The following is a 24,963-nucleotide window of genomic DNA, read 5'->3' on the forward strand; positions in this document are numbered from 1 at the left end:
CACACAATCTAACCTTAATTTTTGTCGGATCTTTAAGCTTAGATTATATGCAAAAAACCTCAGGGACATTGCCTAGTTAAATTTGAAATTCTTTAAAAAATCAGACACAGCAGAGGGTTGCAAAGGGGGACTAACATAATAACCTTGAATTTGATTACTATGATGGGCGCGTAAAAATTCAAGCTGTTCTTTAGTTTCGACGCCCTCTGCTAAAATTTGCAGCCCCATTGATTTAGTCATATTAATAATGGCTTCAATAATATTCTTATCATAGATATTCGTGTCGATATCTTGGATAAAGCTTTTATCAATTTTAATTTTGTCAAAAGGAAAAAATTTAACATAATTAAGGTTAGAATAGCCAACACCAAAATCATCCATTGCAATTTTAATACCCATATCTCTTAAAATTTTCATGGTATTAAAGACATCATTAGAATTTTCTAAAATAACATGTTCCGTAATTTCTAGTTCCAAATAGCGTGGCTCAAGGCCGCTCTCTTTAAGAGCTCGATTAACTACATGAATAAAATCGCTTCTTAATATTTGACTGCCAGAAATATTCACTGCAACAGATAAATCTGAATATATAGTTTCTTGCCATTTTTTAGTTTGTGCGCAGGCTGTATTTAAAACCCAATTACCAATAGGAATAATTAATCCTGTTTTCTCTGCCGTAGCAAGGAAGTTATTAGGCATAAGCATACCTAAAGTTGGATGATTCCATCTTAATAGAGCTTCAACACCAATTATCTTATTTGCTGCTACACTGACTAGTGGTTGATAAAAAAGGATAAATTCATCATTCTCTATCGCTTTTTGCAGTGCAGACTCTAACTCTACCTTCTTGATTAAATTATCATTAAGTTCAGAAGTATAAAATTGAAAATTATTTCTGCCTGTTTCTTTGGCATGATAAAGCGCTGTATCTGCATTTTTTAATAAGTCGTCTGGAATCTCTCCATCCAAGGGATAGACACTAATACCAATACTACCTGTTACTTTCACAGAGTTTCCTTGCACTAAGAAAGGCGTATTAAAGATTCCTTGTAGACTTTCAGCCAGCGAGGTAAAATTCTCAAGATTAATTTGCCCAGTCAATATAATAACAAATTCATCTCCTCCAAAGCGCGTAACAGTGTCAGACTCCCTAAAGCAATTCCTCATTCTTACTGCAACTAAATTAAGTAACTCATCGCCCGCTTTATGACCAAGCGTATCATTAATTTGTTTAAAATTATCTAAATCGAGTATAAATATGCCTACAAGTAGGTTACTACGCTTAGAATAGTTTATAGCTTGCTGGAGGCGATCCATTAAAATAATACGATTTGGTAAACCAGTTAAAGCATCATGAGTAGCTAAGTGCAGGAGCTCTTCTTGTAACTGTTTATTTTCTGTAATATCTCGAAAGCTTAAGACAACACCGGGCGTATCACCTTCTAAACCATGAGAAAAGTAGTGAGAATATAATTCAAACACTTGTCCTGTATTTAATTTTAACTCCTTTACACTCTCTGTTTTGGGTTGCTTACATAAATTTAAAATCATGGTTAAGCAGTCACTTGAATTTTCAACTTGTGCAGCCAGCTTTTTCAATATTTCTAATGAACTCCCTTCATTCATTACTTCTGCAGGAATATTCCATAAATCTAAAAAATTCTGATTATAAATCAAAATATTTTCGTTCTGATCCAACGCGAGAATACCCTCTTGGGTCGATTCAATTGTAGCTTTCATGAGTGTTAAATTTTTATCTAAATTGCTATTTGCATTTTGCAGCTCTGTAGTACGCACAGCGACTGCTTGCTCTAAATTTTTAATTTGCAGCAAAACTTCACGTTTTAACTCCCATTTTTTTAAAAGAGCCGACGTTAACTGCCTAACTTCAATAACATCAAAAGGTTTTTTTAAAATGAGGAGATTATCTTGACCATCTAATATCTTTGAAATTTCCTCTAAAGAGTAATCAGAATGGGCTGAGCAAATAACCATTTGTATATTAGGGTCTACTTCCCATATTTTTTTAATGGTTAATACTCCGTCCCATCCGGGAGGCATACGTATATCTACAAAAGCAAGCGCATAAGGCTCATCAATTTCCATGGCTTTTTTAACTAATTGCAACGCTTCCTGGCCTTGAAAAGCTGAATGTAATGTTATTGTTTGCGCTTGAGTCTCCCGTGTTTCTGGCAGCTCAGCTGAATTAAATAAATTATTAAATGTTTCCTGAAATGCGTCCGCCTTCTCATTTTTTACCTTGAGTATCTTATAAAAATCCTCATGAATTGATTGATTATCATCCACTAACAAAACTTTATTGTTTTGAATCTTAGACATATTCTTCTCGCTTCCTTTCTAGAGAAAAATCTTTACCTATTTTATAAGGGAAAATTATTTTAAAATTAGCGCCTTTTCCTTCACCTTCAGAACTCGCTTTTAGAGTTCCTCTCATTTCAGCAGTAGCTATAGCACTGGCATGTAAACCGAATCCATGCCCATTGCTCTTAGTAGTGAAACCATGCTGAAAAACTCTAGCTAAATTTTGTGCATTAATACCAAGGCCATTATCAATGATTTCAATATAAAATTTAGACTCATTTATCAACCCTAAACGTATAGTAATGATTTTATTATCCTGGGTAGAGGCTAAAAGAGATTGCTTGGCATTATCAATCAGATTTATTAAGATCTGGGTTAGTTTAGACTTATCAATATAGACTGGTTGCAGCTTTGCATAATCTTTTTCAATACTGATATTATGCCGCTTAAAATTGATACTTACCATAATCAACGCGACTTCAATAGCCTCTTCAATATTAATGAGCTCTTCAAAATTAACGACGCCACTTAATTTCTGCTGCGCTGCAATAATATTTTTTATATGCTGGAGATTCTGATTCAATTGATGTAATTCTTTTTGAGCCGCTTCAAATTCACTATCCCAATATTCAGCCATTTTATTTAAGAACATAGGTATTTTTGAGCCTTTGGGATCACGGGTTATAAATTCACCTAAATTTTGCTCGTGTTCACTTATTAAGCTGTTTAAATCTTTTAAATTTTGTAAATTAATATTTTTCAGATGATCGGTAATTAGCGCTGCAGAGACATTGACACTATTTAAAGCATTCCCCACATTATGGAGCACATTAGAAGCCACTTCTGCCATACCAGCTTTTCGTGCCATTTCTACGGAATTAGCATGTAATTTGGCCTGCAAGCTAGAGATAACAAGCGCAATACCCATAATGATAATAGTTACAATCGCAACACTAATAGCCAATATATTATGATTAACTGCATGGCTTGTATGAACATGGTTAGGCTCTGGTGTAAAGATAGCAGCTTCCATACCAATATAATGCATTCCACAAATAGCCGCCCCCATAACGAGGGCACTAATAATCTTTAAACGAACCTTTGCCTTTGTGGTGGACAATTGGGAGCTTTTTATAGCTAAATATAAAGCAGCCTCAGATGCAATAATAGCTACAATAATGGACAGAAAAAAAAGCCCTGGTAAATATCGTATCCCCATACCCAACATAGCAGACATGCCCACGTAATGCATTGAGGCAATAGAAAATCCTAATATTATTCCACCAAGAGCGAGCGCGTTTATTTTAACTTTTTTATTTTGCAATAATAAAAAAGCAATGCCTGAAGCAATGATGGCAATAATCATTGATAAGCCTGTCAGAAATGGATCATAGGCCATAGGCATAGGCATGATAAACGCAAGCATGCCAATAAAGTGCATTGACCAAATACCTGCGCCCATAGCGAAAGCCCCACCTAAAATCCACCAAATTTTATTGGTAAAAGAGGCGCCAATATCTCGTACCCGATTAGCAATATCAAGAGCGACATAAGAAGCTCCAACTGCAACTAAATAGGAAAGAATAACCAAGGGTAAACTGTAAATGCCTTGAATTTGGTTATCTGGTATAGATGAAAGTTGGAAAAAATCCGTTAACATGCCCTTCCTTAATTAGATATACTCTTAAGGCTAAAAATAGCTTAAAGAGATAATTTCTAAGTTCCTTACTTTCGCTAGTATTAATACTTATTATTTATCTTTTAAATTATAGCTAATAAAATAAAGAATGAAGCTTAAAGTGATTAGGCTTCTTTTAAGGTAGTGACTTAAATAACGTGAGCTCGACATAAAAGAGACGAAGGCTCTTTTATGTCGCCAAACGAACGTTATCCTGTAAAATGCGAAGCATTTATACGGGATCTAGATTAAACTTAAACAAATTCGGCATAAAATATATTTAATATATTATTTTTACAATTTCTAATTTTTCTTTTCCATCTGGCGTATCAACTAAAACAATATCCCCTATTTCAGCTTTTAACAGTGCTTTTCCAACCGGCGAATTCCAGCTTATCTTACCCTGTTCTATATCGGCTTCATCAAAGCCAACTAATTTCACCGTTTTTTCTGTATCCTGTTGAACATAAGTCACAGTAGCACCAAAAAACACCTTCTCGAGATCCTTTTGCAAGGTTGGATCAACAACGCAAGCTGTTTCAATACGCTTATTAAGGTAGCGTATGCGGCGATCAATTTCCCTCAAACGCCTTTTACCATAAATATAATCACCATTTTCAGAGCGATCACCATTTCCTGCTGCCCACCTAACTATTTCAACAATTTTTGGTCGTTCTTCATAAAGTAACGCATGCAATTCTTTTTGTAACAACTCTAATCCGTAAGGCGTGACATAATTTTTAGTATTACCCGTGATAATTTCGGGTAACTCGTCAACATCATCCTCATCGGTTTCTTTAGTGAATGCTTTGCTCATATGCTCAACCTCATTTAGTTCTAGCAAAGTGAAGAAATGATAAAAAATTAGCTATTTTTGTAGGAGTTTCAGCAAATAATAGAGTCGTTAGACTAAAATAGTTTATAATTTTATTAACTCTTATCTTTATATTATATGACAAAAAATTCGTTAAAAACCTTATGTATTTTTCTATCAGCGATATTTTATATAATATCTTTGTGTTTACCAGCGGCTATTATTCCTAATTTTGAAACAGGAAATTTACAGATAAATTATGGTTTTGAGCTCTTAGTATTTGGCTGGTTTGGCTTAATCTCACTACAGCTGGCTTGGCTAGCAAATCCTTTCTATATTGTTTCTTTAATTAGCTATGGTTCAAAAACTAGTCTTTATTTAAGTATTCTAGCGTTTTTCTTTGCTTTATGGTCCCCCCTATTGATTGTCCAAAAATTACTATTAGGCTTTTATTTCTGGCTTGGAAGTATGATTATTCTCATTTTTGGCAATAGCTTACATAAATTATCAATAGATTAGCAGTAAATTGGCCAAAGATAGATCAGGATAAATCTGCCCATTAATATAGATATTTATTACTTAAATTTTACAGAAAATGCCATCAAATCTCTAAAATATTCCACTATTAATTAACTATACTTCTCTCAGAAAGAGTTGTAAGGAGAAATTTTATGCCTGGAAGAAATAGTAAAGGGCTACATGCTTTAGATAGAAGCTTTACCCAGCAACCCCCTGTAAACCAGCCAGATCCTCTGAAGGAATTTTTCGTCGAGAAAAAAATTACGAAATGACTTGGTATAGTTTTCATAACAAAAAAATTACTGCAAAAGAGAAAGAAAAACAAGCTATTGAGCAACTGAAAAAGGACTTAGAAAAAAACAAACAAGAGTTAGATAAAAAAGAGCCAGGTGAACAGAAAAAAGAGGCTAATGATACAAATCCTATACTATAAAATTTGATTTGCTTTGCAATGACTAAATTTCATAATAAAGAGGAAATTCGGTTAACTTATTTTATAACCGTGGTTAAGCTAATTTAACATAACATTATTAGATAATGCTTCATGCAAATGTGATTCTACAGATAATGATTCTATATACTGTTGTACTACAGTAGAAAGCATTAATGCCGTTACAGTCAAATGCATTGCACCATGAGCGATTGTATGGATAGTGCTTTCTTCTGGAAAATTTAAGTATAAGGCATAGTCTAGTAATTCAAAAATACAAACAGCGCCATATTTTACATAATTATTTTTAAGATGGTTTATTATCATTGCTTTCGTATAAATTAAAGCAATTTCATTTTCTGCAAAATAGCTTTTTAAATAAGAAATTGAAATCCTATTAGGCTCTGGAAAGAGCAAATGAAAATCAGGCATGCCATGTGTGAAGCCTTCATAAAACTCATTAACAACGTATTTTATCAGGCCATATTTCCGATTAATCGAATCAAAAAAGCGCATAAATAGTCTTAAAATAAAAAGTTTTATATTTAATCATACAATGCCCTTTTAATCTATTATATTAATTCTTAATAAGAAATTATTATATTTAGCGAAAAAGCAGCGATCTTTTCAGTTAGCATTTAAAACGTACGGTCCCGTAGGGGCCTGCAACTGAAAAATTGCTTTGTACATATTTAACACTAGAAGTAGATAAAGATCCTGAATCTAAAGCAATAACATTGGTATTCGTTTCATAGGCTGATAAAGGATTAAAATAGACGGTCCCCATATAACCTAACTCAAGGATAAGTTCAGATTCATTTTGCATAAGATAGCTATAACTTAATCCAATTTTTGCGTCAATTTCTGGAACAACTTGAGTAACACTGTTACTGGATAATTGCTCTCTATTTACAGCAATTCCTACTAAAGCTAAGTCAGAAGAACTTCCTGTAAATTTATACTGCGCAGGTTGCATACTCCCAATTAAAACGCCACCGGCTACTTGTCCTATAAGATGAAATCCATGATTAATATAATAATTATTAGTTAACCCTAATCGGGGACCTACGCCACTATAAGTCGACGTGTTATTTAAAGAAAAATTAATTTTTGAGCCCCCATAAAAATTAGAAATCAATTTTTCTTTAATCCAGGTACTGCCCAAACCTGTAAAAAATCGGGTTTGTAAGCTAGAACCAAAGTTGACAAATTTGCCGATATCTAAATTAACAGCATTATAATTAAAAGTTAAAGTGGCTTTCGCACTATTTAAAGAAGCAACACCGGTGATTTCACCGCCAGTTGGAGGGGTTCCTGTTTGCGAGAAAGGCGAGATCCATTGTGATACAGGCTTAACATTTCTTGCATCTTTATAATTAGTTTGTAAGGAAAACCAGTTTAATTGCAGATCTGTACCTGAGTTTGCAAAAATATAACGTGCGCCTGCTTGAAATCCTACTTTATAACCAGGATCAAACGATTCTATTTGCCACTCAGGTGTGGGAATAGGGAGAACTGTGGTAACCACACCCCAACCTAAATTACTAGCTCCAGGTTGCAAAATAAGCGCACTGACCGAAACTTCTAAACCTGGCTTTAAATTAGGAACAAACACATTAAAAATATTATCCTGCAGACCCATTTCACCTGCAAAACTATCATTACAAAGACAAGTTAAAGTCGCCGCCATCATTGTTTTAGCCAAAATTTTCATCATAATGTGTTTAATTTCAAAAGCTTAAAAAATAGAGATTAAGAATAACTAAATAGTTATTAATTTAATAGTTATTTATAATATTTAGCTAAAGTATAAATACCTTAGCTAGGAAAATAACAATTAAGCTTAGGCCACTTTGATTAATTAGCTTAGGTTTACAATTTTTAACTTAGTTAACTTAAAACTTGGCCATGTTTATTTTTAAGTGTTAAAGCACTAAAAAAACAAATTGCTGCACTAAGGATCAAATAAAAACTAGGCGAAAGATTATTATGAGTTGTGTTAATTAAACTGGTTGCGATTAAAGGCGTAAGCCCACCAAAAAACGCATAGCCAATATTATACGTAATTGCCATGCCCGTATAACGAACTGAGGTAGGGAATAATTCGATAATCGTGCAGACATACATACTCGTACATGCACTTAAAAGGGAAACAGAAAACATCACAATGACAACATAGGCAAGTTGCTCTAAAGATAATAAATAGAAGAAAAAATAACTAAATAGAACAAAACATAGAGAACCCAAAAGCAAAAACCGGCGCCGACCAAATAAATCAGAGAGCCACCCAAAGGTAATACAAAGTAAGGAGTTAAGAATTAAAGCGATGGTATTAAGAATATTTATTGTTTCTTTAGGATAATGCAAAATTGAAGTTAAATAAGTTGGCAGATAAAGGAAAAGTAGACACACAGTTACGGCATCTAGCCATGTTAGAGCTGCACCTTGAAAAACCTCCTTTTTATAATTCGCAAATACTTCTCGAATGGGGAAAAAATTCTTTTTTGCAGTAGCACTATGTTGTTTAAATATTGGGGTCTCTACTAAACCTCTACGCAACTTAAAGCTCACCATTCCTAATAAACCACCAATTATGAAAGGAATTCGCCAACCCCAAGATAAAACTTGCTCAGGTGTACAAAAATAAAATAGCGCCACATTAATCATTGAGCCTAAAATTAAACCTATATTAATCCCTAAAAAAATAAGTGCGCAACAGACACCTCGACTTTTAGGATTTATATGTTCTCCAGCAAAGGTAACAGCACCTGGTATTTCTCCGCCAACCGATAAACCTTGTATTAGACGTAACAGAATAAGTAAAAGTGACGCTTTAATCCCAATGTTCTGATAAGTAGGAAGAAGGCCAATTAAAAAAGTAGGTAACGCCATCATGATTAACGTCACTACAAAGGTTTTCTTGCGTCCATATTTATCGCCAAAATGACTAAAAATAATTCCGCCTAAGGGACGAATTAAATAGCCTACAGCGAAAACGGCATAAACACCGATTAAGGAAGCAAGGTGATTTGCAGCAGGAAAAAAAAGTTCACTTAATTCGCTGGCGAGAAATATATAAATAATAAAATCATAAAATTCTAGCGCGCCACCAAGTGAAGATAAAAATATTAATTTCTTTTCTGTTGCTGAAAATTGCATACTTGCCATTAGAAAAATCCTATTTCTTTAAAATCCAAAATCCTATACTAATTGTGCCTTAGAATTTATATAATTTACCTGCTCAACCATATCTTGAATTAATTTACAAGCTTGTTGCAAAAGAAAATAATCTTTTGCATAAGAGAATCGTAAATACCCTTTTTTCTCATCAATTCCAAAAGCTGAACCAGGCACTACCGCTACTCCTACTGTATGCAATATAAAAGATGCTATGTGAGAATCTGTTTTAAAAGTGGTTGCATCTAACTTATTATGTAAGTTAGTAACTTGGTGACGTTTATTATTGAACATAAAGGTGACTTTATCAGGCACCTTTCTACCTATAAAAGGATTAGCACAAGTCAAAACAAAAAAACCATTATCGCTTGCAACGCTTTGAAATCCCCAGAGTCTAAGCTGTTCATAGATGAAAACTCGATTTTTTTGATACTCGTGCAAACAATTATTTAACCAAGCTTGATATTGGGCAGTAAATGTTAGTTTTTCTATAATACTAGCTAGCAGCGCTTGCTGCATTAACACGGAGATGCCGCCTGTTGTCATCATTTGCAGTGTACTCATTTTTTCTATCCATGTAGGATTAGCGCCTATCATACCTATACGCAACCCCGGTGCTCCAATTAATCCTTTTGAGACAGAATTAATAATTAAGCAGCGACTTTTAAGATGCGGAGCAACATCAAGGAGCGTCATATGTGGCAAGGTCGTTAGCTCCCGATAAACATCATCAACGATTACTGAAAGATATAAATTTTGTTCAAGTATTTTAGCTAAACCGATAAGAAATGATTGTTGCAAATCTAGACCCGTTGGATTATTTGGAAAATTTAAAATGAGGACTTTGGTATTCGGAAACTTAGTTAAAAAAAACTCTAACTGTTTTAGCGAAGGTTGAAATCCTTGCTCTTCAGTCGGAATTTTAATTAACTGCGCTCCTAATAAATTTAATTGCATTTCATAAATACCAAAATAAGGCTCAAAGGCTAAAACCAAATCATCGGGATTAACTAAAATATTAAAAGCATTCCATATAGCTTGCGTGGCACCATTAGTCACCATGACTTCTTTTGCAGAGAAATCAACAAGAGGATAATAATTTTTATAGAGGGCGGTTACTGCTTCTAAACATGAACGCTCGCCCTGAGAAAGTGAATAAGGAAAAGCTAAATCCTTTTTTTGCAGCAATTTAATCATCGCAACACTTACATTCGGATTAATAGCTAGATGTGGCTCCCCAATACTTAAATCAATAATACTAGGCAACCCTTTTTCAAGTCGCTCTTGATGTATATAAGGTAATTGCGCAAAAATTTCATCAATAGCATTTACAGGTAGATTCGTTCTATGCGCCAATAAACTTATATCCATATCTTATTTTCGTTCAAAAATTTTAGTTTATTATATGAAATCTACCGAAAGGCTTGAATTAGGTTTAAGTTATCTTCGCCATAGTTAAAATTTATATAGTGCTCACTAAGTTTTGGTATAAAGGTTAGTAAGCGGCGCTATAGCTTATTATCACAATAATGCTTAATTGCTTCTGCTATGACTTGCATTGCCTTAATACCTCGATTTTCATTGCGATAAACTAGAGAGACTTCTTCTCTATAAATAGGACTTTGGTTAACACAGATAAGTCTTTCTGGATAAAGAGTGCTGGTCATAAGCTTGGGTAATATACCTATACCGCAACCTTGTGCTGCCATATTGGCAATAACTTCCAAACTATTAATCGTTATGATGCGATCAATTAAAAATCCTTGCTCGCGCCCTCTTACCAATAAATCTTGGGTTTGTTTCAAACTAGGATCGCACAAAACAACCGCTTCACCAGAATAAATATCTTGTATTTTTCGCTTATTGGGCACTGTCCAAAATGCCATTTCATCGTGACAAAGTTTTCTTATTACTAAATCAGGGTGGGATTGGGGATTTATCAAAATACCAATATCTATTTTAAAATTAATAATTTGTTCGAGTGTCCGTCTAGAAACATCATGAACTAAATTAATTTCTAATTTCGGATAAGTTTCTAAAAGGCTGGGAAGAAACCCTGAAACAATATCAACTGCCGTAGTCGAGTGACACCCTAATGTATAGGAACCCTGAACTTCAAATTTAGAAGCTAGAGCAAAAGAGCGTGCGTCCTGCCAACAATTCATTAATTTTTTTACATGTACTAATAATTGTTTTCCACTCTGCGATAGAGCAACGCCATGTTGATGGCGAATAAGAAGTTCAGTACCAATGGCCTTTTCTAGTCTTTTTATAGCTAAACTTAATGTTGGCTGACTTATTCCTAGTCGTTCAGAAGCTCTTGATAAACTTAAAGAATTAGCTGCTTCTTGAAAGTATTCTAAATCTGTGTAGGAGGGAATCATATAAATTCATTTTAATTATTAGTTCTTAAGGCAACTTTTTAAAGGAACATAAGGTTCAATGTCAATTAAGATCATCCCTTACGATTAATCCAGCAGGGAAAGCAGAAAGAAGTACAATCAAATTCCCTTTATTAAATCTATAGTTAACCTATGGGTTATATTTATGTTTTGTAATTTTTGCAACACCGCTGTCTTAACTAGGCTCTAATAATTACTTATTTTGCTAGATTCTATTATAAACTTGGATATGTTCTTTTTGGTGTTACATCATTTTCCTGTACCGAAATATTTTGTCCTTTCGCTCCAGTCAAAAGCAGTTTATATAATTTGACATACATATTGTAAAGTTTAACATCTGACGAATATTTTGATTCATAGATATAACGCCCTCTTTGAGTTAACTCATCGACCAAGCTCAAAGGGGTATAATTATTACTATCTACAATATCGATCTTCGCTTGGTATTTAATAAGTAAAGAAATAATTTGATAATAATTATCGAGTTGCTTTTCTAAGTATTTAATTCCTTCTTTATTTACATCTTTTCTTGAGGATTTTACATTAATGATCTTATGCTTTATATCATAAAGAGTTTTGAGATATCTTTTCACAGCATACATCAAATAAGTATCTCCTTCTGAAGCTAGCATAGTGTCTGAGGAATAAAATAAGCTAGCAGGTATATTATATTGACTATGCATTTTACTGTTTAAACTAATATCAGTATGGCGATGCAAAAAGGAATTAATTTTTTTTACATCCCCTGCCGCTATTATTTTTTGAATTTGATTATTGTAGATTTCTGCATAAGCTGGTTTAAAAAGCTTGTCTTGAGTTATACCATTGAATCTTTTACATACTACAGAAAGAGCTGCTATATCTGAAGGCGGCAAATAATTAAAAATTTGTAAGCTTAATTCATCAGGAATAGGAAAATTAACATAATTTTGATCAACGACTCGTACTTGCGGTATTTTTTTCCTAAATAGATAATCGAAAGGGATAGGAATAAAAGCTCTTTACATTTGTAAAATTAAACACAATTTAACCATAATATAGTCAAAAATATCAAATTATTTCCTTTTTGTCTCGGTTTTTAGCTTCTAAATAAAATTAATATCTACTTGAAATCTATCTTAATTTATCAAAACTGCTATCGTTTTTTTCCATTTCAAATAGATAAAAATTTAAACTTATAAGTTATTATTTTCTAGGGACAGACTTGCAAGCTCAACCTAAATTTTAATCTAAGCATCTACGCGCAATTGATTAAATTGCTAATCTACTACTTTGCTGATTAAGCATTTGCCTCTCTTCACTAATTAACTCAATCCATTTTTTTGGCGTAATTTTATTGCATACTAGCAAATTTATAGCGGCACTAGCACTCGTGCTTTGCGTAATAGCGAAATAAAAATAGGCTGTTAGTTTACTACGAGATAATGCCCAGTTACTGTTTGCTACGCCCGCTCGCAAAGTAGAAAAATCAACTTGCTCTTCCTTTACTAATTGTTGCATTCTTTGCATGGTGTTAGGGATGCGCTTATTAAAAAATAATGTTGTGCCTTGCTGGTTCCATTCTGCACTTAAGATAATTTTTTTTAAAATGCCCATATCACAAATTTGTTGCTCTGCAGAAACCGGCTCTTCTATTCTTTGCTCATTAGGCACTTGCAACATGGAATGAGTCCACTGCTGGTAATAACTTCGACCATAAATTAACATTGCACCTAAAATAAAATCTTTCGCAGAAGGCGCTGCCTGCCAGAAAGCATTAAATAAAGCTGATTTTAATTGCTTAAACTTAGGATAAGGGTACTCATTATTATTTGCACGAATTAAATGAGAGCGAGAGTAAATGAGAGCGTCATTGTCGTATTTAGCCTTAGATTTTGCTTTATATTGGTCTGGCCCGAGGTTAATTTTTTCACTCTTATTAGCTACGCTACCCTCAACTATTTGCAAATGAAATTTGTGATTTAAATTATGTTTATAGCCAAGAAAATGGCAATCAGCCTTTGTCTTAAATGTATCTGCTATGTGCTGTCTTAATACTGTACCAATTTTAATATTAGGATCATAAAAATCTGGATGCTTGGCTAAATCCATGACCCAGAAAACATTGACCTTATTCTTATTATCTACCGTGATATCACGTAATAATATTCCCCAAGAATAACCAATAATTTGATCATTTTTATCCTTGGCAAGAAAGCAAATTGTATCTTTATAATTTAGCAATGCCGATAAGACTGTATCGCCTATTATAGGTAAATCAGCAAAATTTATCCCATGCGCTAAACAATCTAATTGTTTGATTTCTTCGATAGCTTTATTGTATTCGGCAAGGTTAGTTGGATCTAAAAGTTGCACCTCTTTAAAGCCATACGGTTTACCCTGCATCATTTGCAAGGAAAAATTGAAACTACAGATACCATCTAATCGTTTATCATGTTTAATTTTAAGAGGCATTTGATTTCTGTTTTCTAATAAATCAGTCCATAGTGCACAAACCTCTTTGATCAACTTATCGTCTAAATAGTTATTGCGCAGATTTATTAATTGTAATGTTAAACGATGCACATATTCTGTGTGAACATAAATTGCATGATTATTTAAATCCACCACACACTCTGCTGTCATTAATTTTTGTATTTCTGCTAAATGATATTCATCAGGGCGTATATATAATTTTATTGTCTCTTCAAATAAACTCCATTTACGCACTAGCGCTTCAATCTTGGTATAAGACATCATTAATTCCCTATAATAAATCTGGAAATAAATCATATAATGGTGCTATAGAGGTCACAATAGACTTTAATTAATTTTTTGAACCTTTTGCTGTTATCTCATGCAATCAAACCTACAAAATAATCTTTATATAGTTGAGCTATGTTCTAACTTTCAACTGTTTCTTGATGTCACCCACTAAGGTAGTTTGGTTAGGATCAATAGATAGAGTAGGTTTTCCTTCTGCAAAATCTAAGGTATTTAAATCAAGCCAGATGAGGTTAGGGGTTGTTGTTGGACTAAAATAATAAGTTTTTTTAGTTAAATCAGCGACAGAGACCCAACGGGTGGGCCAGGCATCTTCCGTTTTATTACCCGATGTATCAATTGCACCAAAAGGCACCATCGCTGTTCTAATCACTGATAAAACACCGGCTACTGTTTCTTGTATATTATTAGGCTTAGGAAGGGTTTTTAAATAAGTTGCAACCCTTACAAAGCGGCTTAAGGGATCACTATCACCAGGCAAAGGTAGTTTTCCACCAAAAGACTTGTAGCGTTTTAAATTATCTAACTGGATATTATAGGCTGGTTCATTGGTCATCGTTGTATATTGTGGTCCATGATAAATCACTTTCTTGCCGTTAATAAATTCAATGACTGCAGCATCTCCTGAAGCATCTTGGATATTAAGATGCAAAGGCCATTTTTGATTAAAAACTACTGTTTCAATAATTTGAAACTTATCGGTAGCTGCTACAACTTCATTTACTGTTTTATAATTATCAAGAATATATTGTGCCCATAAAGTATTTGATATAGCTGGAAGATTTTTATTTCTTGCCTCATAACTAGACCCTGTTAGATATAAAAGGTGAGCAGCTAAACCATGCTCATTTATTCCATCTGAAACAGCAGAGGAATTAAACTCACTGACAACTACATTGCCATATTTTGATTTCCACTGTAAGGAGTTGTCACCTGCATCGCCATGGCGAGTTGTTCCACGCGGATAAACAATAATGTTTGGCATATCCGGCGTAAATAAATCAACAGACCGAGCAACAACCTTAGCTTCTGGGTTGTTATTCCAAAATACGGTAGTACAGCTGTAAGCAGTAGCTACATTTAACAATAAACAGCTATACAGTAATATTCCTTTATTCATTTTTATTTCCTATAAAAATTAATTTGTTAATAAGTAGGCTATCTAATAGTTAGACTGGATACAATCTACATGATATGCATTTTATAATTGTAAAATCATAATAAGGAAATAGATAATAAATATTTTTGATTTAACTGTTAAACCAAAATCGCACTGTATCTTTTTTAATAATACTAAGGCTAGCATTGCCTTAATTAAGTAAGTTGCACGCAATCAAAGCTACGCTAGCAATTCCAACAATTAATATTAATTACCTGTTATCTCATCTATTTTTTCACCTGCTTTTTGTGCAGGTCCTTTATTTTCTACCTTATCTTTAATTTTTTGTACTGTATTATCAACTTTTTTTCCTTGCTTCTCTGCAGGGCCTTGTTCACAGCCTATTAAGGAAAATAGGCTAACAGAAATAAGACAAACAAGTAATTTTTTAGAACTTATCATAATGCACCTATGTAATGTAGGCAAAGTTACAAATACCTACTAGCAGTAATATAAAATTGAAAAGCAGTATATAATCTTATTAAGCTGAATGAAAACAATTTTGCCTAAAAATTCTCTAAGTAGTTAAACTATGTTTTGTAATTTAACTGATCAGTTAAGGCTAATAAAATTTTATGAAGTAGTGCTTAATTATAAGAATCATCAGTAATAGCTCCAATATCCTAGATAACTAAACACTATCGATTAAGTTAAATTGTTTTCCTTCATAAATTTTTTATTACTTATAGCGCTTGAAATGAGCCCTCAAAAAATATTAACTTAAATCAAGTAATTTAAGAATTTTGATATCATATAGTGATTTTATGCGCCTATTGATAATTTAAATAAAAACCACAATGAAAACGATACTATTATTAATTGGATCTAATATTTTTATGACTTTTGCTTGGTATGGTCATTTAAAAAATTTAAATAATAAACCTTTGTATATTACCATTTTAGTAAGCTGGGGAGTCGCTTTTTTTGAATATACATTACAAGTGCCTGCTAATCGTATTGGCTATACCGAGTTTAACTTAGGCCAATTAAAAATAATCCAAGAAATTATTACTATTTGCGTCTTTGCAATGTTTGCTTATTTTTATATGAATAAGCCCTTAGGGGTTAATTTTCTTTACGCAGGTCTTTGCATGTGTGGCGCTGCTTATTTTATTTTCAGAAATTAAAAACATATGAGACAATCCTAACTAGGTTAATACTTAAGTTGCTATAATATTTTCAACTTAAATATGCTGATTATTTAAAATGTAGGGCTTTGGAAATTATAATTGGCTCTTTGCAAAAAGTTCATTTGTAAAAATCAAAAAAAATATTTTTTACTTGCATAACTAAAAGAAACCAAACTATTCATTAACTACCAAATAAATAGTAAATTTTTGCCCATGAGCCTAATAAACTAAACAAAAAAGAGTATTAAGAAGAGTTATTATGAAAATAACATATCAAAATCAATCATTCGAACGGAAAAATAGTAATGTTTGTGTGGTAACGGAATATCCTAACCTAGATAAGAACCTTGATTTTGCGATAGTAAATATTTCAGGGCGCTACCCTGACCAGAAGTATGCAATGAATAAAGCATGTAAAGAAATCGTTTATATCCAAAATGGAACAGGAAAGGTTATAGTTAACAATAATGAATATTTATTAAATACGGGTGATGTTGTTTTAATTGAGGCTGGTGAAAAATATTATTGGGAAGGTAATATGACGCTTTATATCGCTTGCAATCCTGCTTTTAATATTGATCAGCATCATATTGTTGATTAATTTTACATAGAATTATACATACCGTACTAAAGCAAAAAATAGGTTTTTCCATAAGGACGCTATTCTTAACAGACCAAAATAATCTATGATCTTGCAAAGATAGGTTTTAAGATAGTTAAACTGTAGTAAGGATATCGCTAAAAGGAAGGACCAATTTGCTGCTCGACTTTTTTTTCAACATTTTTATTGTATCCAGCTGAAAAATAAATGACTGTACCATCCCAAATTTTATTAAAGTCATCGAATTTTAAAAAGATATTTGATCCACCCCACGGATCATCGATTACAACTTGATCTTTCACTATCCCTTTGACTACCATCATATGCCCTCTATTTTTATTAGTTCTAACAATCAATGGGCCGAAATTATATAAATAATAAGCAAGGTGGCCAGGTGATACTTCGTTGATAAGCTTTTTCATATTAGCGTCTTTTTTAATATTAATATCTTTTAAGAAATCACTATACATTGCTAATTCTGCCGAGTTTTTTCCTGAAAATAATTTAATTTTCCGTTTATCATAGTTAAATTTTAGTTCTTTTCGTAAATTCGCCAAGATATCATAATTTAGTTCCTCACACTTTCGGATATGATAATCTATTAATATTTTCATAGATGTATCAGCGCAGTCAAAAACACGTGGCTGATGATAATAAATCAAGTCTTGATACAGTATGTCACCTGAACAAAAAAGTTTATCTGTTTCTACACATTCTGTTAAAGCAAGTTTATCAAAAGCTGTGGCTAAATGATCCTTAGAACTTTTACCAAAAAATATTGATGCCCCTTTATTTAGGGCCCAATTAGCTCTTGTATATATTTCCTCCTTTAAGTCTGGAGCGTCCATTGGTAAAATTAATTTATCCCCATACTTTATTTCCTCAAACTCCATATCCCGTATTAGGTTGTCAACATCGGTATACCTGAGAATATGTAGAGGGGATTTTTTATTTTCAGTAGCACAAGCAATATGCGTAGATGATGCTATGGGAATTAATTGCGAAGCGGCTTTCTTAAGCTGTTTTAAAGAATTTACAAATTTGATACCTGAACAATAAGTTATGGCTTTTGAAGCAACTAATTCTTCAAACTGACTAATATCAATGACTTGGTTAATTCTTATAATTGCATAAAACATTATGCATACCTTATCCTATGCCTCTTTCCATTTCTTAATTATAGTAGTTATGACTAGAGATGCTTATTAATGCTCTAATGCTTACATTTATCGCTTAAATTAAAGCTTAATACTTTTTTTAAACTTAAATTACAAAAAATATGAGATATTTAAGGGTAAGATACAAAAGAAAAGTCTTAAAATCGTAAAAGATAGTCAACTAGTATAGTCTTTATGAGGCAGTATTTACTTGATCAGGATGTCATTCTCCAAAAGACCATCCATATTTTTTATCTATTATTTTTCTATAGCTGACAATACTTATAGGCTATGCTAGTTACAAATTGCAAGCGCCCTCTTGATATCTAGTTCATAAAGAAGATAATGATGATTTAGAGTTTATGTCGCTGATAGGCATTTAGTAGGAAGTATTTATGATTAGTATTTATAATCTCAAACCCGCATTTCAAAATCTGCTAAGACCTGCTTCCAATTGGCTAGCTAGGCAAAATATAACACCCAATCAAGTCACGGTTGCCGCGATATTATTATCATTTTTTTGCGGTTTATTGATAAGTTTTTACCCGCAAGCCCACGGGGTATGGTTGTTAATTCCATTAGCATTATTACTACGCATGATTTTGAATGCAATAGATGGCATGTTGGCACGAGAACATCAAATGCAAAGCGCATTAGGAACCTTTCTCAATGAATTAGGTGATGTATTGTCTGATACATTTCTTTATTTACCTTTTGCCTTAGTTACAGGTATCGCTCCTTTGCTTATTATCAGTATTGTGGTGCTTGCTATTATTTCTGAGATGGCTGGGGTCATCGCTATTCAAATTGGTGCAAAGCGTCGCTATGATGGTCCTATGGGTAAGAGTGATCGTGCTTTTGTTTTTGGCGTGATAAGCTTATTGTTCGCCTTTGGCATTCAGGCATCTTTACTTATAAACATAATATTGGGCGTCATGGTCCTTATGCTCGTACTGACTATTAGAAATCGTATTAATCAAGCTTTAATAGAGGTGCAATCATGACTGTTAGTATGAATAATCATATTATTGTTGCTATTATGGCAGCATGGGGATTGCTCATCACAGCCTCAGCAACTGTGGGCGTTTTAGCAAAAGCTTATCCCAAAAACAATCACCAAGAGTTAATACAACGCACCAAAAGTTGGTGGATCATGTTAGGTGTTTTTACCCTTGCCATGACTATTCATCGTAATATCTCCTTTGCTTTTCTTGGAATGCTCAGTTTTCTGGTTAAAAGAATATTTTTCAATGATTCCGACACGCGAAGTGGATAGAAAAGTGCTTCTATGGGCCTACTTAGCAATCCCTATCCAATATTATTTAGCTGCAGTTGGTTGGTATGGGATGTTCATCATTTTTATTCCCGTCTATATGTTTTTGTTTATTCCTTTTAGATTATTAATAAATCAGCAGCCGCAAGGTTTTCTCAAAGCAGCCGGAACAATTCAATGGGGATTAATGATTACGGTATTTGCTTTAAGCCATATGGCCTATTTGTTAGCCCTACCCAATATTCCTGAAACAGCGAGTACAGGCGCAGGACTGCTTTTTTATTTAGTCTTTCTCACCCAATTTAATGATGTTGCCCAATATACCTGTGGAAAACTATTTGGGAAACATAAAATTATTCCTGCCATTAGCCCTAAAAAAACCTGGGAAGGATTTATTGGCGGTATGATCATAACTATTGGTTGTGCAATACTATTGTATCCATTGCTCACGCCATTTACCCTATACCTTGCTATCTATTCCGGATTAATTATAAGCGCAGCTGGTTTTGTTGGGGACATTACTATTTCAGCCATTAAACGTGATCTATCCATTAAAGACACAGGCAGTTTAATCCCCGGTCATGGTGGTATTCTTGATAGAATAGATAGCCTAACTTATGCAGCGCCTATATTCTTTCATTTAGTGTATCGATTATATTTTTAAGGAGTAAATAGGTGAACTTTGTTATTAAGTGCTTACGCTATTTATTTTTTGCAATCTTTGTAAGATTTATCATATTTGTCCTTATAGGAGCAAAGGTTAGAAACCGAGAAAAATTACCCAAAGAGGGTCCGGCAGTGATTGTGGCAAATCATAATAGTCATTTAGATACGTTAATGCTAGTTAGTTTGTTTAAATTAAAGTTACTGGACAAAATTCATCCCGTAGCTGCTGCTGATTATTTTATGAAAACAGGTTTTTCTACTTGGTTTTCTAAAAATATTATTGGTATTATTCCAATTAATAGGCAAAGAAAAACTAAAAAAGAAAATCCTTTAATTCCGTGCTATCAGGCTTTAGATAACAATGAAATATTAATTTTATTTCCCGAAGGGACGCGCGGTGATCCAGAAAAAATGTCTGAATTTAAAAAAGGCATTTCATTTATAGCTGAACGTTATCCTCATGTCCCTATTACATCCGTTTTTATGTATGGACTCGGTAAGGCGCTTCCTAAAGGTAAACGTTTATTAGTTCCATTTGCATGTGATGTTTTAGTAGGTGATTCTATTCGTTGGCAAGGTGATAGAACACAATTTATGAATCAACTTAATAAAGAATATGAGATATTATCTGCAGAGGTAAGTAAACCAGATTTCAACACTTTTTAGCTAAAGATTAATAGACCTATTTCTCGTTACATTTTTCTGAAGTTTATTTTTATACTTCCTAAATCAGATATTTTGTTCACTACAACAAACGATTGATACCTATATCAAACAAGGCAATTGCTGTAATCCAAATCAGCATGAGTATTAACGCCATTCTAGCCGGATATTGAGCACTAAAAGATTTTGTGTAGTACCGTATAACACTTGTCACTCCTAACACAAAACTAAAACGAATAAAGCGAGATAACAAGCCTACTATAATGAATTTAGTAAGTGCTATACCGCCTATGGCGCCAATACCCACAAATAACTTATATGGAATGCCACTCCATGCACCAATAATAATAGTTAGAGGGTCATTTATTGTTTTATTCACAAAATTAATATTGTGTAATGTATGAAAAGGCATGGTTTTAACATAAGCAAGCCAATCTGTAGGAAGCTCTTTTGCCCAAAAAAAAGTAGTAAGAGTACCGAGGAGTGAACCTAATATACCTATGCTTATAAACCGTCGCCAATACTGCGGGAAATAAATAAAAGCAATCCCGATACTAATATCGGGAGCCACCCACCAAAATGTTGCTTCAAGGAAGGTCCAACAAAGAATGCAAAGGTATAATAAAATAATCATATCTTAGCTTCACTTTGTTCATACTCATTTTCCTTACGCTCAATTTTACCTATTCTTGCCAAGTTGTGGTGAGCTTTGGTGAAGGTATCTGTTGCCATTGCAGCACTAATTGAGAGTTCCCCTGCTAGACACAAAGCCGCTGCCACTTCTGCAAATGCGTTAGCATTACCTGCTCCACTTAACCCCATCATATCAAGGCAAGCCTTTTGTGTAGGAAGTTGAGTACCACCCCCAACAGTGCCAACCATAATATTGGGTAGAGTTACTGAGGCATATAAATCACCATTTTTAGTTTTTTCAAATCGAGTTAAACCTATTGAAGATTCAGAAACACATGCTGCATCTTGCCCGCAAGCAATGTATAGTGCCGCAAGAGCATTAGCGTAATGGCCTTGCGCCCCAATTGTGCCTGACAATTTAGCGCCTGTAGAGGTAGTTGCAAAGAAACGGACCATCTCATCTACAGTAATATGCAACTGCTTTTGCAAGAGTGATTCAGGAATCGTTACCTCAACCACAACCTTACGTCCGCGTACATTTTGAAATGCTTGCACTGACGCCTTTTTATCCCCTGACATATTTGATTCAATAAAGGCATATTGTGGTTGCACAGGTGAGTTCTCACGAATGTAATCGAATGCAGCTTGAGTTGCAATGGTCACCATATTTTGGCCTGATGCATCACCCGTTTCATAATCAAAACTCATAAAAACTTGATTGCCCTCTATGGTGTATCTCAAATCAACAAGTTTTCCAAAGCGGGTGGTTAGCTCTGCCTTGGCTTTTATATTAGAGTAATTTTCATTCATCCAAATTAAAAACTGTCCAACTTGGGTTAGATTTTCAAAAGCAAAAACAGGACAACGATTGACTAAGGCATTTATCAAGATAGCTGTACAGCCACCTGCGTCGCTGATTATTTTTGTACCCCTATTGTAGGACGCAACTAGAGCAGCTTCTGTTGTGGCAAGAGGTATAAGGTAATCACCATTTGCAAATAATCCATTTATGCGAATAGGGCCTGCAAGGCCAATTGGGACCTTAACAAAACCTAAAAAATTTTCAATATTTTTTGTGTAAGTAGCAAGGTCGTATTCAACGTTATTACTCATAAGAAGGGATTTTGTTTCGGCAGGTAAATTAATATTTTCCCATCGTGCAGCATATGCTGCAGGATCATTGCCAACAGCTGGCCGGGTTTGATTAACTTGTTTTGAATTTAGACGCTCTTTTAAGCTTTGTTCTTCCTGGTTTAATATAAATTTTTCAAGAAAAGCGCGGGCATGTTGTTGGTTAGTTGGCATAGTTGAACTCTCATTCTTATGATTTTGCTTGTAGATACAGGAAACCCATGCCAGTGTCAATCCTTACAAAAACTTCTACTTGTAGTACGCAGTGATCCAAAGAGTTTTTATTTGTAACAGACCAACTATCAAGTTTACATACCACGGTGAGAAACTTATAAATAAACTTTGATTGCGCTACGCTACATCAAGATTACGCTTACTGATTATTAAATATTTTTTCCCATTGGCTAAATGGACTGAGTATGCAAAGAAACCCAAAGTACCTTATTTACAGGCTGTTATCTATTTATGTGTATAATTAAGTCAAGGCTTCATCCAATAGAATACTTATATGAAAAAAATAGTTGCTATATTTGTCCTCTATTTCTCGTGGATAATAACTTCCTCTGGTGCAACTACATACAACACTTATGCAAATGAGAGATTTAATTATCAAATAAGTTATCCAATATTTTTAAAACCTCAAGGCGAACCCCAAAATGGCGACGGTCAAGGATTTATTGGAAAAAATGCAAATCTGTCAGTATATGGCTCTCTTTTTCCCAATATCGACTCACAAAAGAATAAAAACAATTACGATATTCAAGAAGAGTTTAATTATGAAAAGAAAGGTATTAAACAAAAAGGATTCATTTTAGATTATTGGCTTTTAAAAAAAGATTTTTACGTTATTTCAGGATTCAATAAAACTGCCATTGTCTATATGAAAAAGATATTTGCCAAACCTTGTGGCGTACATGCTTATTTTTGGCTTTATTATCCGAAAGAAGCTCAAAAAAAATGGACTCCTATCGTAACGACAATTAGCAAATCATTTCAATTCAGTACGCAGCAATGTCAGGGCGATTATAAAATCGCCAATTGAGGGCCTAATATGTCCATTGAGGCAGTTTTGTGTCGTGATTGCTAATCTTCTTATAATGCTCATATAAAAATAATGAATAATTTACAAGTACGTTTATAATAAAATTTTTTTTCTAACTTATTATCAAAATAATAACTGAGTTCAAATTATAATGATGACCTTATCTTTTTATTGGCTTTTGTTGTTATTATTGTTTATTGTGACAATGGGCAGTGTATGGAGTTTATTCACTCTTGTTAACTTTCGTCTATCAACAGAGCGCTTAGAAAGCCGATGTATTAATTCTTCTCGTGTATGGCCCAAAGTATCTATTATTGTTCCTTTTCACAATGAACAACTAAATTTAAAGGGCACTATAATGTCCTTATGCTCCTTAGATTATGCTAACTATGAGATTATTGCCGTTGATGACCGTTCCACTGATTCTAGTTATAAAATAGTAAGTCAAATAGCTAACAAAAATCCATGTCTAAAATTGATAAAGATAGAAACCTTACCCTTTAATTGGCTAGGTAAGCCTCATGCATTACATCAAGGTTTGAAACATGCAACAGGCGACTATATTGTATTTACTGATGCCGATGTAAATTTCAAACCGTCTACCCTTAACAAAGCAATAGATTATATGCTGGCTGAAAAACTAGGGCACTTAACGTTATCACCAAAAATTAAAGTAACCCATTTCAGCATGAAATTGTTTATGCCTTTTTTACTTTCTATTATGTTTCTTTCTATGATGCCTTGGCGAATTAAAATTACTAACTCCAAAACTGCAATAGGGATAGGAGCCTTTAATTGTGTAAGTCGAGAGGCACTTAACCTAATTGGTGGGGTAAAATCCTTAGCCTTAAATCCGATTGATGATCTTGGCTTGGCACGTCGAGTTAAACAATACTTAATTAAACAAGGCATCGCAGACTCGGAATTTTTATTAACCCTTTCTTGGTATGAAACAATTAAGGCGTGTAAAATTGGGCTTGAAAAAAATATCTTTGCCTTCCTTGATTTTAGTCTTATTAAATCAGTGATGGCATTACTTGGCTTAGTGATTTTTATATTTTTGCCATTATTTAGCCTAACTATTTTTAATAGTTTAACTTATCTATTAAGTAGTATATCAATCATCAGTATGGTTCTTGCTGTCATGCTAAGTTGTCATCATTTGAACCTACCAAAAATCTACGCTCTTAGTTACCCACTAGCTGCTCTGATAACTTTATATATAGTTATACGCTCTGTCAGTTTATGTATTTTAAGACAAGGCATATATTGGGGCGGAAAGTTTTTTTCGTTAAAAAAACTCATTACTTTTTATAAGTTAAATAACTAGCGGCTTTAAAGTTGAAACTGAGCCATTTTAGCAAATTCCTCTGGTCCATCTAAGCTAATTTCCCTCCAAAACC

The 24,963-nt window shown here is 33.5% G+C and carries 25 protein-coding genes; 10 read left to right on the forward strand and 15 right to left on the reverse strand.

Going from position 1 to position 24,963, the window contains the following annotated elements:
• Nucleotides 1–72: 72 nt before the first annotated feature.
• The 3 genes from E1P04_RS08365 to greB all read right to left on the reverse strand — a co-directional run bounded on the left by E1P04_RS08365 (nucleotide 73) and on the right by greB (nucleotide 4,817).
• A complete protein-coding gene (locus E1P04_RS08365; protein ID WP_131782461.1) occupies nucleotides 73–2,340 on the reverse strand; it encodes an EAL domain-containing protein in 2,268 nt (755 codons plus the stop codon).
• A complete protein-coding gene (locus E1P04_RS08370; protein ID WP_131782462.1) occupies nucleotides 2,333–3,982 on the reverse strand; it encodes an MHYT domain-containing protein in 1,650 nt (549 codons plus the stop codon). The genes E1P04_RS08365 and E1P04_RS08370 overlap by 8 nt, the downstream gene beginning before the upstream one ends.
• Nucleotides 3,983–4,280: 298 nt before the next feature.
• A complete protein-coding gene (gene greB, locus E1P04_RS08375) occupies nucleotides 4,281–4,817 on the reverse strand; it encodes a transcription elongation factor GreB (protein ID WP_131782463.1) in 537 nt (178 codons plus the stop codon).
• Nucleotides 4,818–4,952: 135 nt separating this feature from the next.
• On the opposite strand from greB, the gene E1P04_RS08380 reads away from it, so the two are divergent.
• Both E1P04_RS08380 and E1P04_RS17625 read left to right on the forward strand, forming a co-directional pair.
• Nucleotides 4,953–5,333, forward strand: a complete 381-nt coding sequence (locus E1P04_RS08380) for a hypothetical protein (protein WP_131782464.1) — start codon at nucleotides 4,953–4,955, stop codon at nucleotides 5,331–5,333.
• Between the two features lie 268 nt (nucleotides 5,334–5,601).
• Nucleotides 5,602–5,766: a hypothetical protein gene (locus E1P04_RS17625; RefSeq protein WP_165482714.1), complete on the forward strand. Its 165-nt coding sequence runs from the start codon at nucleotides 5,602–5,604 to the stop codon at nucleotides 5,764–5,766.
• Between the two features lie 78 nt (nucleotides 5,767–5,844).
• On the opposite strand, the gene E1P04_RS08385 is transcribed toward E1P04_RS17625, so the two are convergent.
• The 9 genes from E1P04_RS08385 to E1P04_RS08425 form a co-directional block, all read right to left on the reverse strand.
• Complete coding sequence (locus tag E1P04_RS08385) at nucleotides 5,845–6,279, reverse strand: hypothetical protein (protein WP_131782465.1); 435 nt, start codon at nucleotides 6,277–6,279, stop codon at nucleotides 5,845–5,847.
• 115 nt (nucleotides 6,280–6,394) lie between these two features.
• Nucleotides 6,395–7,480, reverse strand: a complete 1,086-nt coding sequence (locus tag E1P04_RS08390; RefSeq protein ID WP_242604412.1) for an Lpg1974 family pore-forming outer membrane protein — start codon at nucleotides 7,478–7,480, stop codon at nucleotides 6,395–6,397.
• Nucleotides 7,481–7,653: 173 nt separating this feature from the next.
• Complete coding sequence (locus tag E1P04_RS08395) at nucleotides 7,654–8,931, reverse strand: MFS transporter (RefSeq protein ID WP_131782466.1); 1,278 nt, start codon at nucleotides 8,929–8,931, stop codon at nucleotides 7,654–7,656.
• Nucleotides 8,932–8,964: 33 nt separating this feature from the next.
• Nucleotides 8,965–10,311 carry a pyridoxal phosphate-dependent aminotransferase gene (locus tag E1P04_RS08400; RefSeq protein WP_131782467.1) on the reverse strand — a complete coding sequence of 449 codons (1,347 nt, stop codon included), beginning with the start codon at nucleotides 10,309–10,311 and terminating at the stop codon, nucleotides 8,965–8,967.
• A 137-nt stretch (nucleotides 10,312–10,448) separates the two neighbouring features.
• Nucleotides 10,449–11,324 carry a LysR family transcriptional regulator gene (locus tag E1P04_RS08405; protein WP_131782468.1) on the reverse strand — a complete coding sequence of 292 codons (876 nt, stop codon included), beginning with the start codon at nucleotides 11,322–11,324 and terminating at the stop codon, nucleotides 10,449–10,451.
• Between the two features lie 233 nt (nucleotides 11,325–11,557).
• Nucleotides 11,558–12,334, reverse strand: a complete 777-nt coding sequence (locus E1P04_RS08410) for an F-box-like domain-containing protein (RefSeq protein ID WP_131782469.1) — start codon at nucleotides 12,332–12,334, stop codon at nucleotides 11,558–11,560.
• 259 nt (nucleotides 12,335–12,593) lie between these two features.
• The gene (locus E1P04_RS08415; protein WP_282433106.1) at nucleotides 12,594–14,081 is read right to left on the reverse strand and encodes a hypothetical protein; all 1,488 of its coding nucleotides are present in this window, start codon (nucleotides 14,079–14,081) and stop codon (nucleotides 12,594–12,596) included.
• Between the two features lie 136 nt (nucleotides 14,082–14,217).
• Nucleotides 14,218–15,225, reverse strand: coding sequence for a linear amide C-N hydrolase (locus E1P04_RS08420; RefSeq protein ID WP_131782470.1), 1,008 nt, complete (start codon nucleotides 15,223–15,225; stop codon nucleotides 14,218–14,220).
• 246 nt (nucleotides 15,226–15,471) lie between these two features.
• Nucleotides 15,472–15,666 (reverse strand): hypothetical protein, encoded by a 195-nt coding sequence (locus tag E1P04_RS08425; protein ID WP_131782471.1) that lies wholly within the window; start codon nucleotides 15,664–15,666, stop codon nucleotides 15,472–15,474.
• 395 nt (nucleotides 15,667–16,061) lie between these two features.
• Between E1P04_RS08425 and E1P04_RS08430 the strand changes: the two genes are divergently transcribed.
• A complete protein-coding gene (locus tag E1P04_RS08430) occupies nucleotides 16,062–16,391 on the forward strand; it encodes a DMT family protein (RefSeq protein WP_131782472.1) in 330 nt (109 codons plus the stop codon).
• Nucleotides 16,392–16,653: 262 nt separating this feature from the next.
• On the forward strand, nucleotides 16,654–16,995 hold the full coding sequence (locus E1P04_RS08435; RefSeq protein ID WP_131782473.1) for a cupin domain-containing protein: 342 nt from the start codon (nucleotides 16,654–16,656) through the stop codon (nucleotides 16,993–16,995).
• Nucleotides 16,996–17,132: 137 nt separating this feature from the next.
• Here E1P04_RS08435 and E1P04_RS08440 read toward each other — a convergent pair whose 3' ends face one another.
• Nucleotides 17,133–18,134, reverse strand: coding sequence for a cysteine peptidase family C39 domain-containing protein (locus E1P04_RS08440; protein WP_131782474.1), 1,002 nt, complete (start codon nucleotides 18,132–18,134; stop codon nucleotides 17,133–17,135).
• A gap of 413 nt (nucleotides 18,135–18,547) precedes the next feature.
• Here E1P04_RS08440 and E1P04_RS08445 point away from each other — a divergent pair, with 413 nt between their 5' ends.
• From E1P04_RS08445 to E1P04_RS08455, 4 genes are read left to right on the forward strand one after another with little or no spacing between them, the layout of a single operon-like run.
• On the forward strand, nucleotides 18,548–19,156 hold the full coding sequence (locus E1P04_RS08445; RefSeq protein WP_131782475.1) for a CDP-alcohol phosphatidyltransferase family protein: 609 nt from the start codon (nucleotides 18,548–18,550) through the stop codon (nucleotides 19,154–19,156).
• On the forward strand, nucleotides 19,153–19,428 hold the full coding sequence (locus E1P04_RS17870; protein WP_207385999.1) for a hypothetical protein: 276 nt from the start codon (nucleotides 19,153–19,155) through the stop codon (nucleotides 19,426–19,428). The genes E1P04_RS08445 and E1P04_RS17870 overlap by 4 nt, the downstream gene beginning before the upstream one ends.
• A complete protein-coding gene (locus E1P04_RS08450; RefSeq protein WP_242604413.1) occupies nucleotides 19,403–20,089 on the forward strand; it encodes a phosphatidate cytidylyltransferase in 687 nt (228 codons plus the stop codon). The genes E1P04_RS17870 and E1P04_RS08450 overlap by 26 nt, the downstream gene beginning before the upstream one ends.
• Before the next feature lie 11 nt (nucleotides 20,090–20,100).
• Nucleotides 20,101–20,757, forward strand: a complete 657-nt coding sequence (locus E1P04_RS08455) for a lysophospholipid acyltransferase family protein (protein WP_131782476.1) — start codon at nucleotides 20,101–20,103, stop codon at nucleotides 20,755–20,757.
• A gap of 79 nt (nucleotides 20,758–20,836) precedes the next feature.
• Here E1P04_RS08455 and E1P04_RS08460 read toward each other — a convergent pair whose 3' ends face one another.
• Together E1P04_RS08460 and E1P04_RS08465 are read right to left on the reverse strand one after the other, a co-directional pair.
• A complete protein-coding gene (locus E1P04_RS08460; RefSeq protein WP_131782477.1) occupies nucleotides 20,837–21,388 on the reverse strand; it encodes a hypothetical protein in 552 nt (183 codons plus the stop codon).
• Nucleotides 21,385–22,692 carry a hydroxymethylglutaryl-CoA reductase gene (locus E1P04_RS08465; RefSeq protein ID WP_131782478.1) on the reverse strand — a complete coding sequence of 436 codons (1,308 nt, stop codon included), beginning with the start codon at nucleotides 22,690–22,692 and terminating at the stop codon, nucleotides 21,385–21,387. The genes E1P04_RS08460 and E1P04_RS08465 overlap by 4 nt, the downstream gene beginning before the upstream one ends.
• A gap of 334 nt (nucleotides 22,693–23,026) precedes the next feature.
• Here E1P04_RS08465 and E1P04_RS08470 point away from each other — a divergent pair, with 334 nt between their 5' ends.
• Entirely contained in the window at nucleotides 23,027–23,560 is a 534-nt protein-coding gene (locus E1P04_RS08470) for a hypothetical protein (protein ID WP_131782479.1), read from the forward strand.
• 151 nt (nucleotides 23,561–23,711) lie between these two features.
• Nucleotides 23,712–24,890, forward strand: coding sequence for a glycosyltransferase family 2 protein (locus E1P04_RS08475; RefSeq protein WP_131782480.1), 1,179 nt, complete (start codon nucleotides 23,712–23,714; stop codon nucleotides 24,888–24,890).
• Nucleotides 24,891–24,963 lie beyond the last annotated feature (73 nt).

The sequence above is a fragment of the Legionella gresilensis genome, from assembly GCF_900639865.1.
GTDB classification, from domain to species: domain Bacteria; phylum Pseudomonadota; class Gammaproteobacteria; order Legionellales; family Legionellaceae; genus Legionella_C; species Legionella_C gresilensis.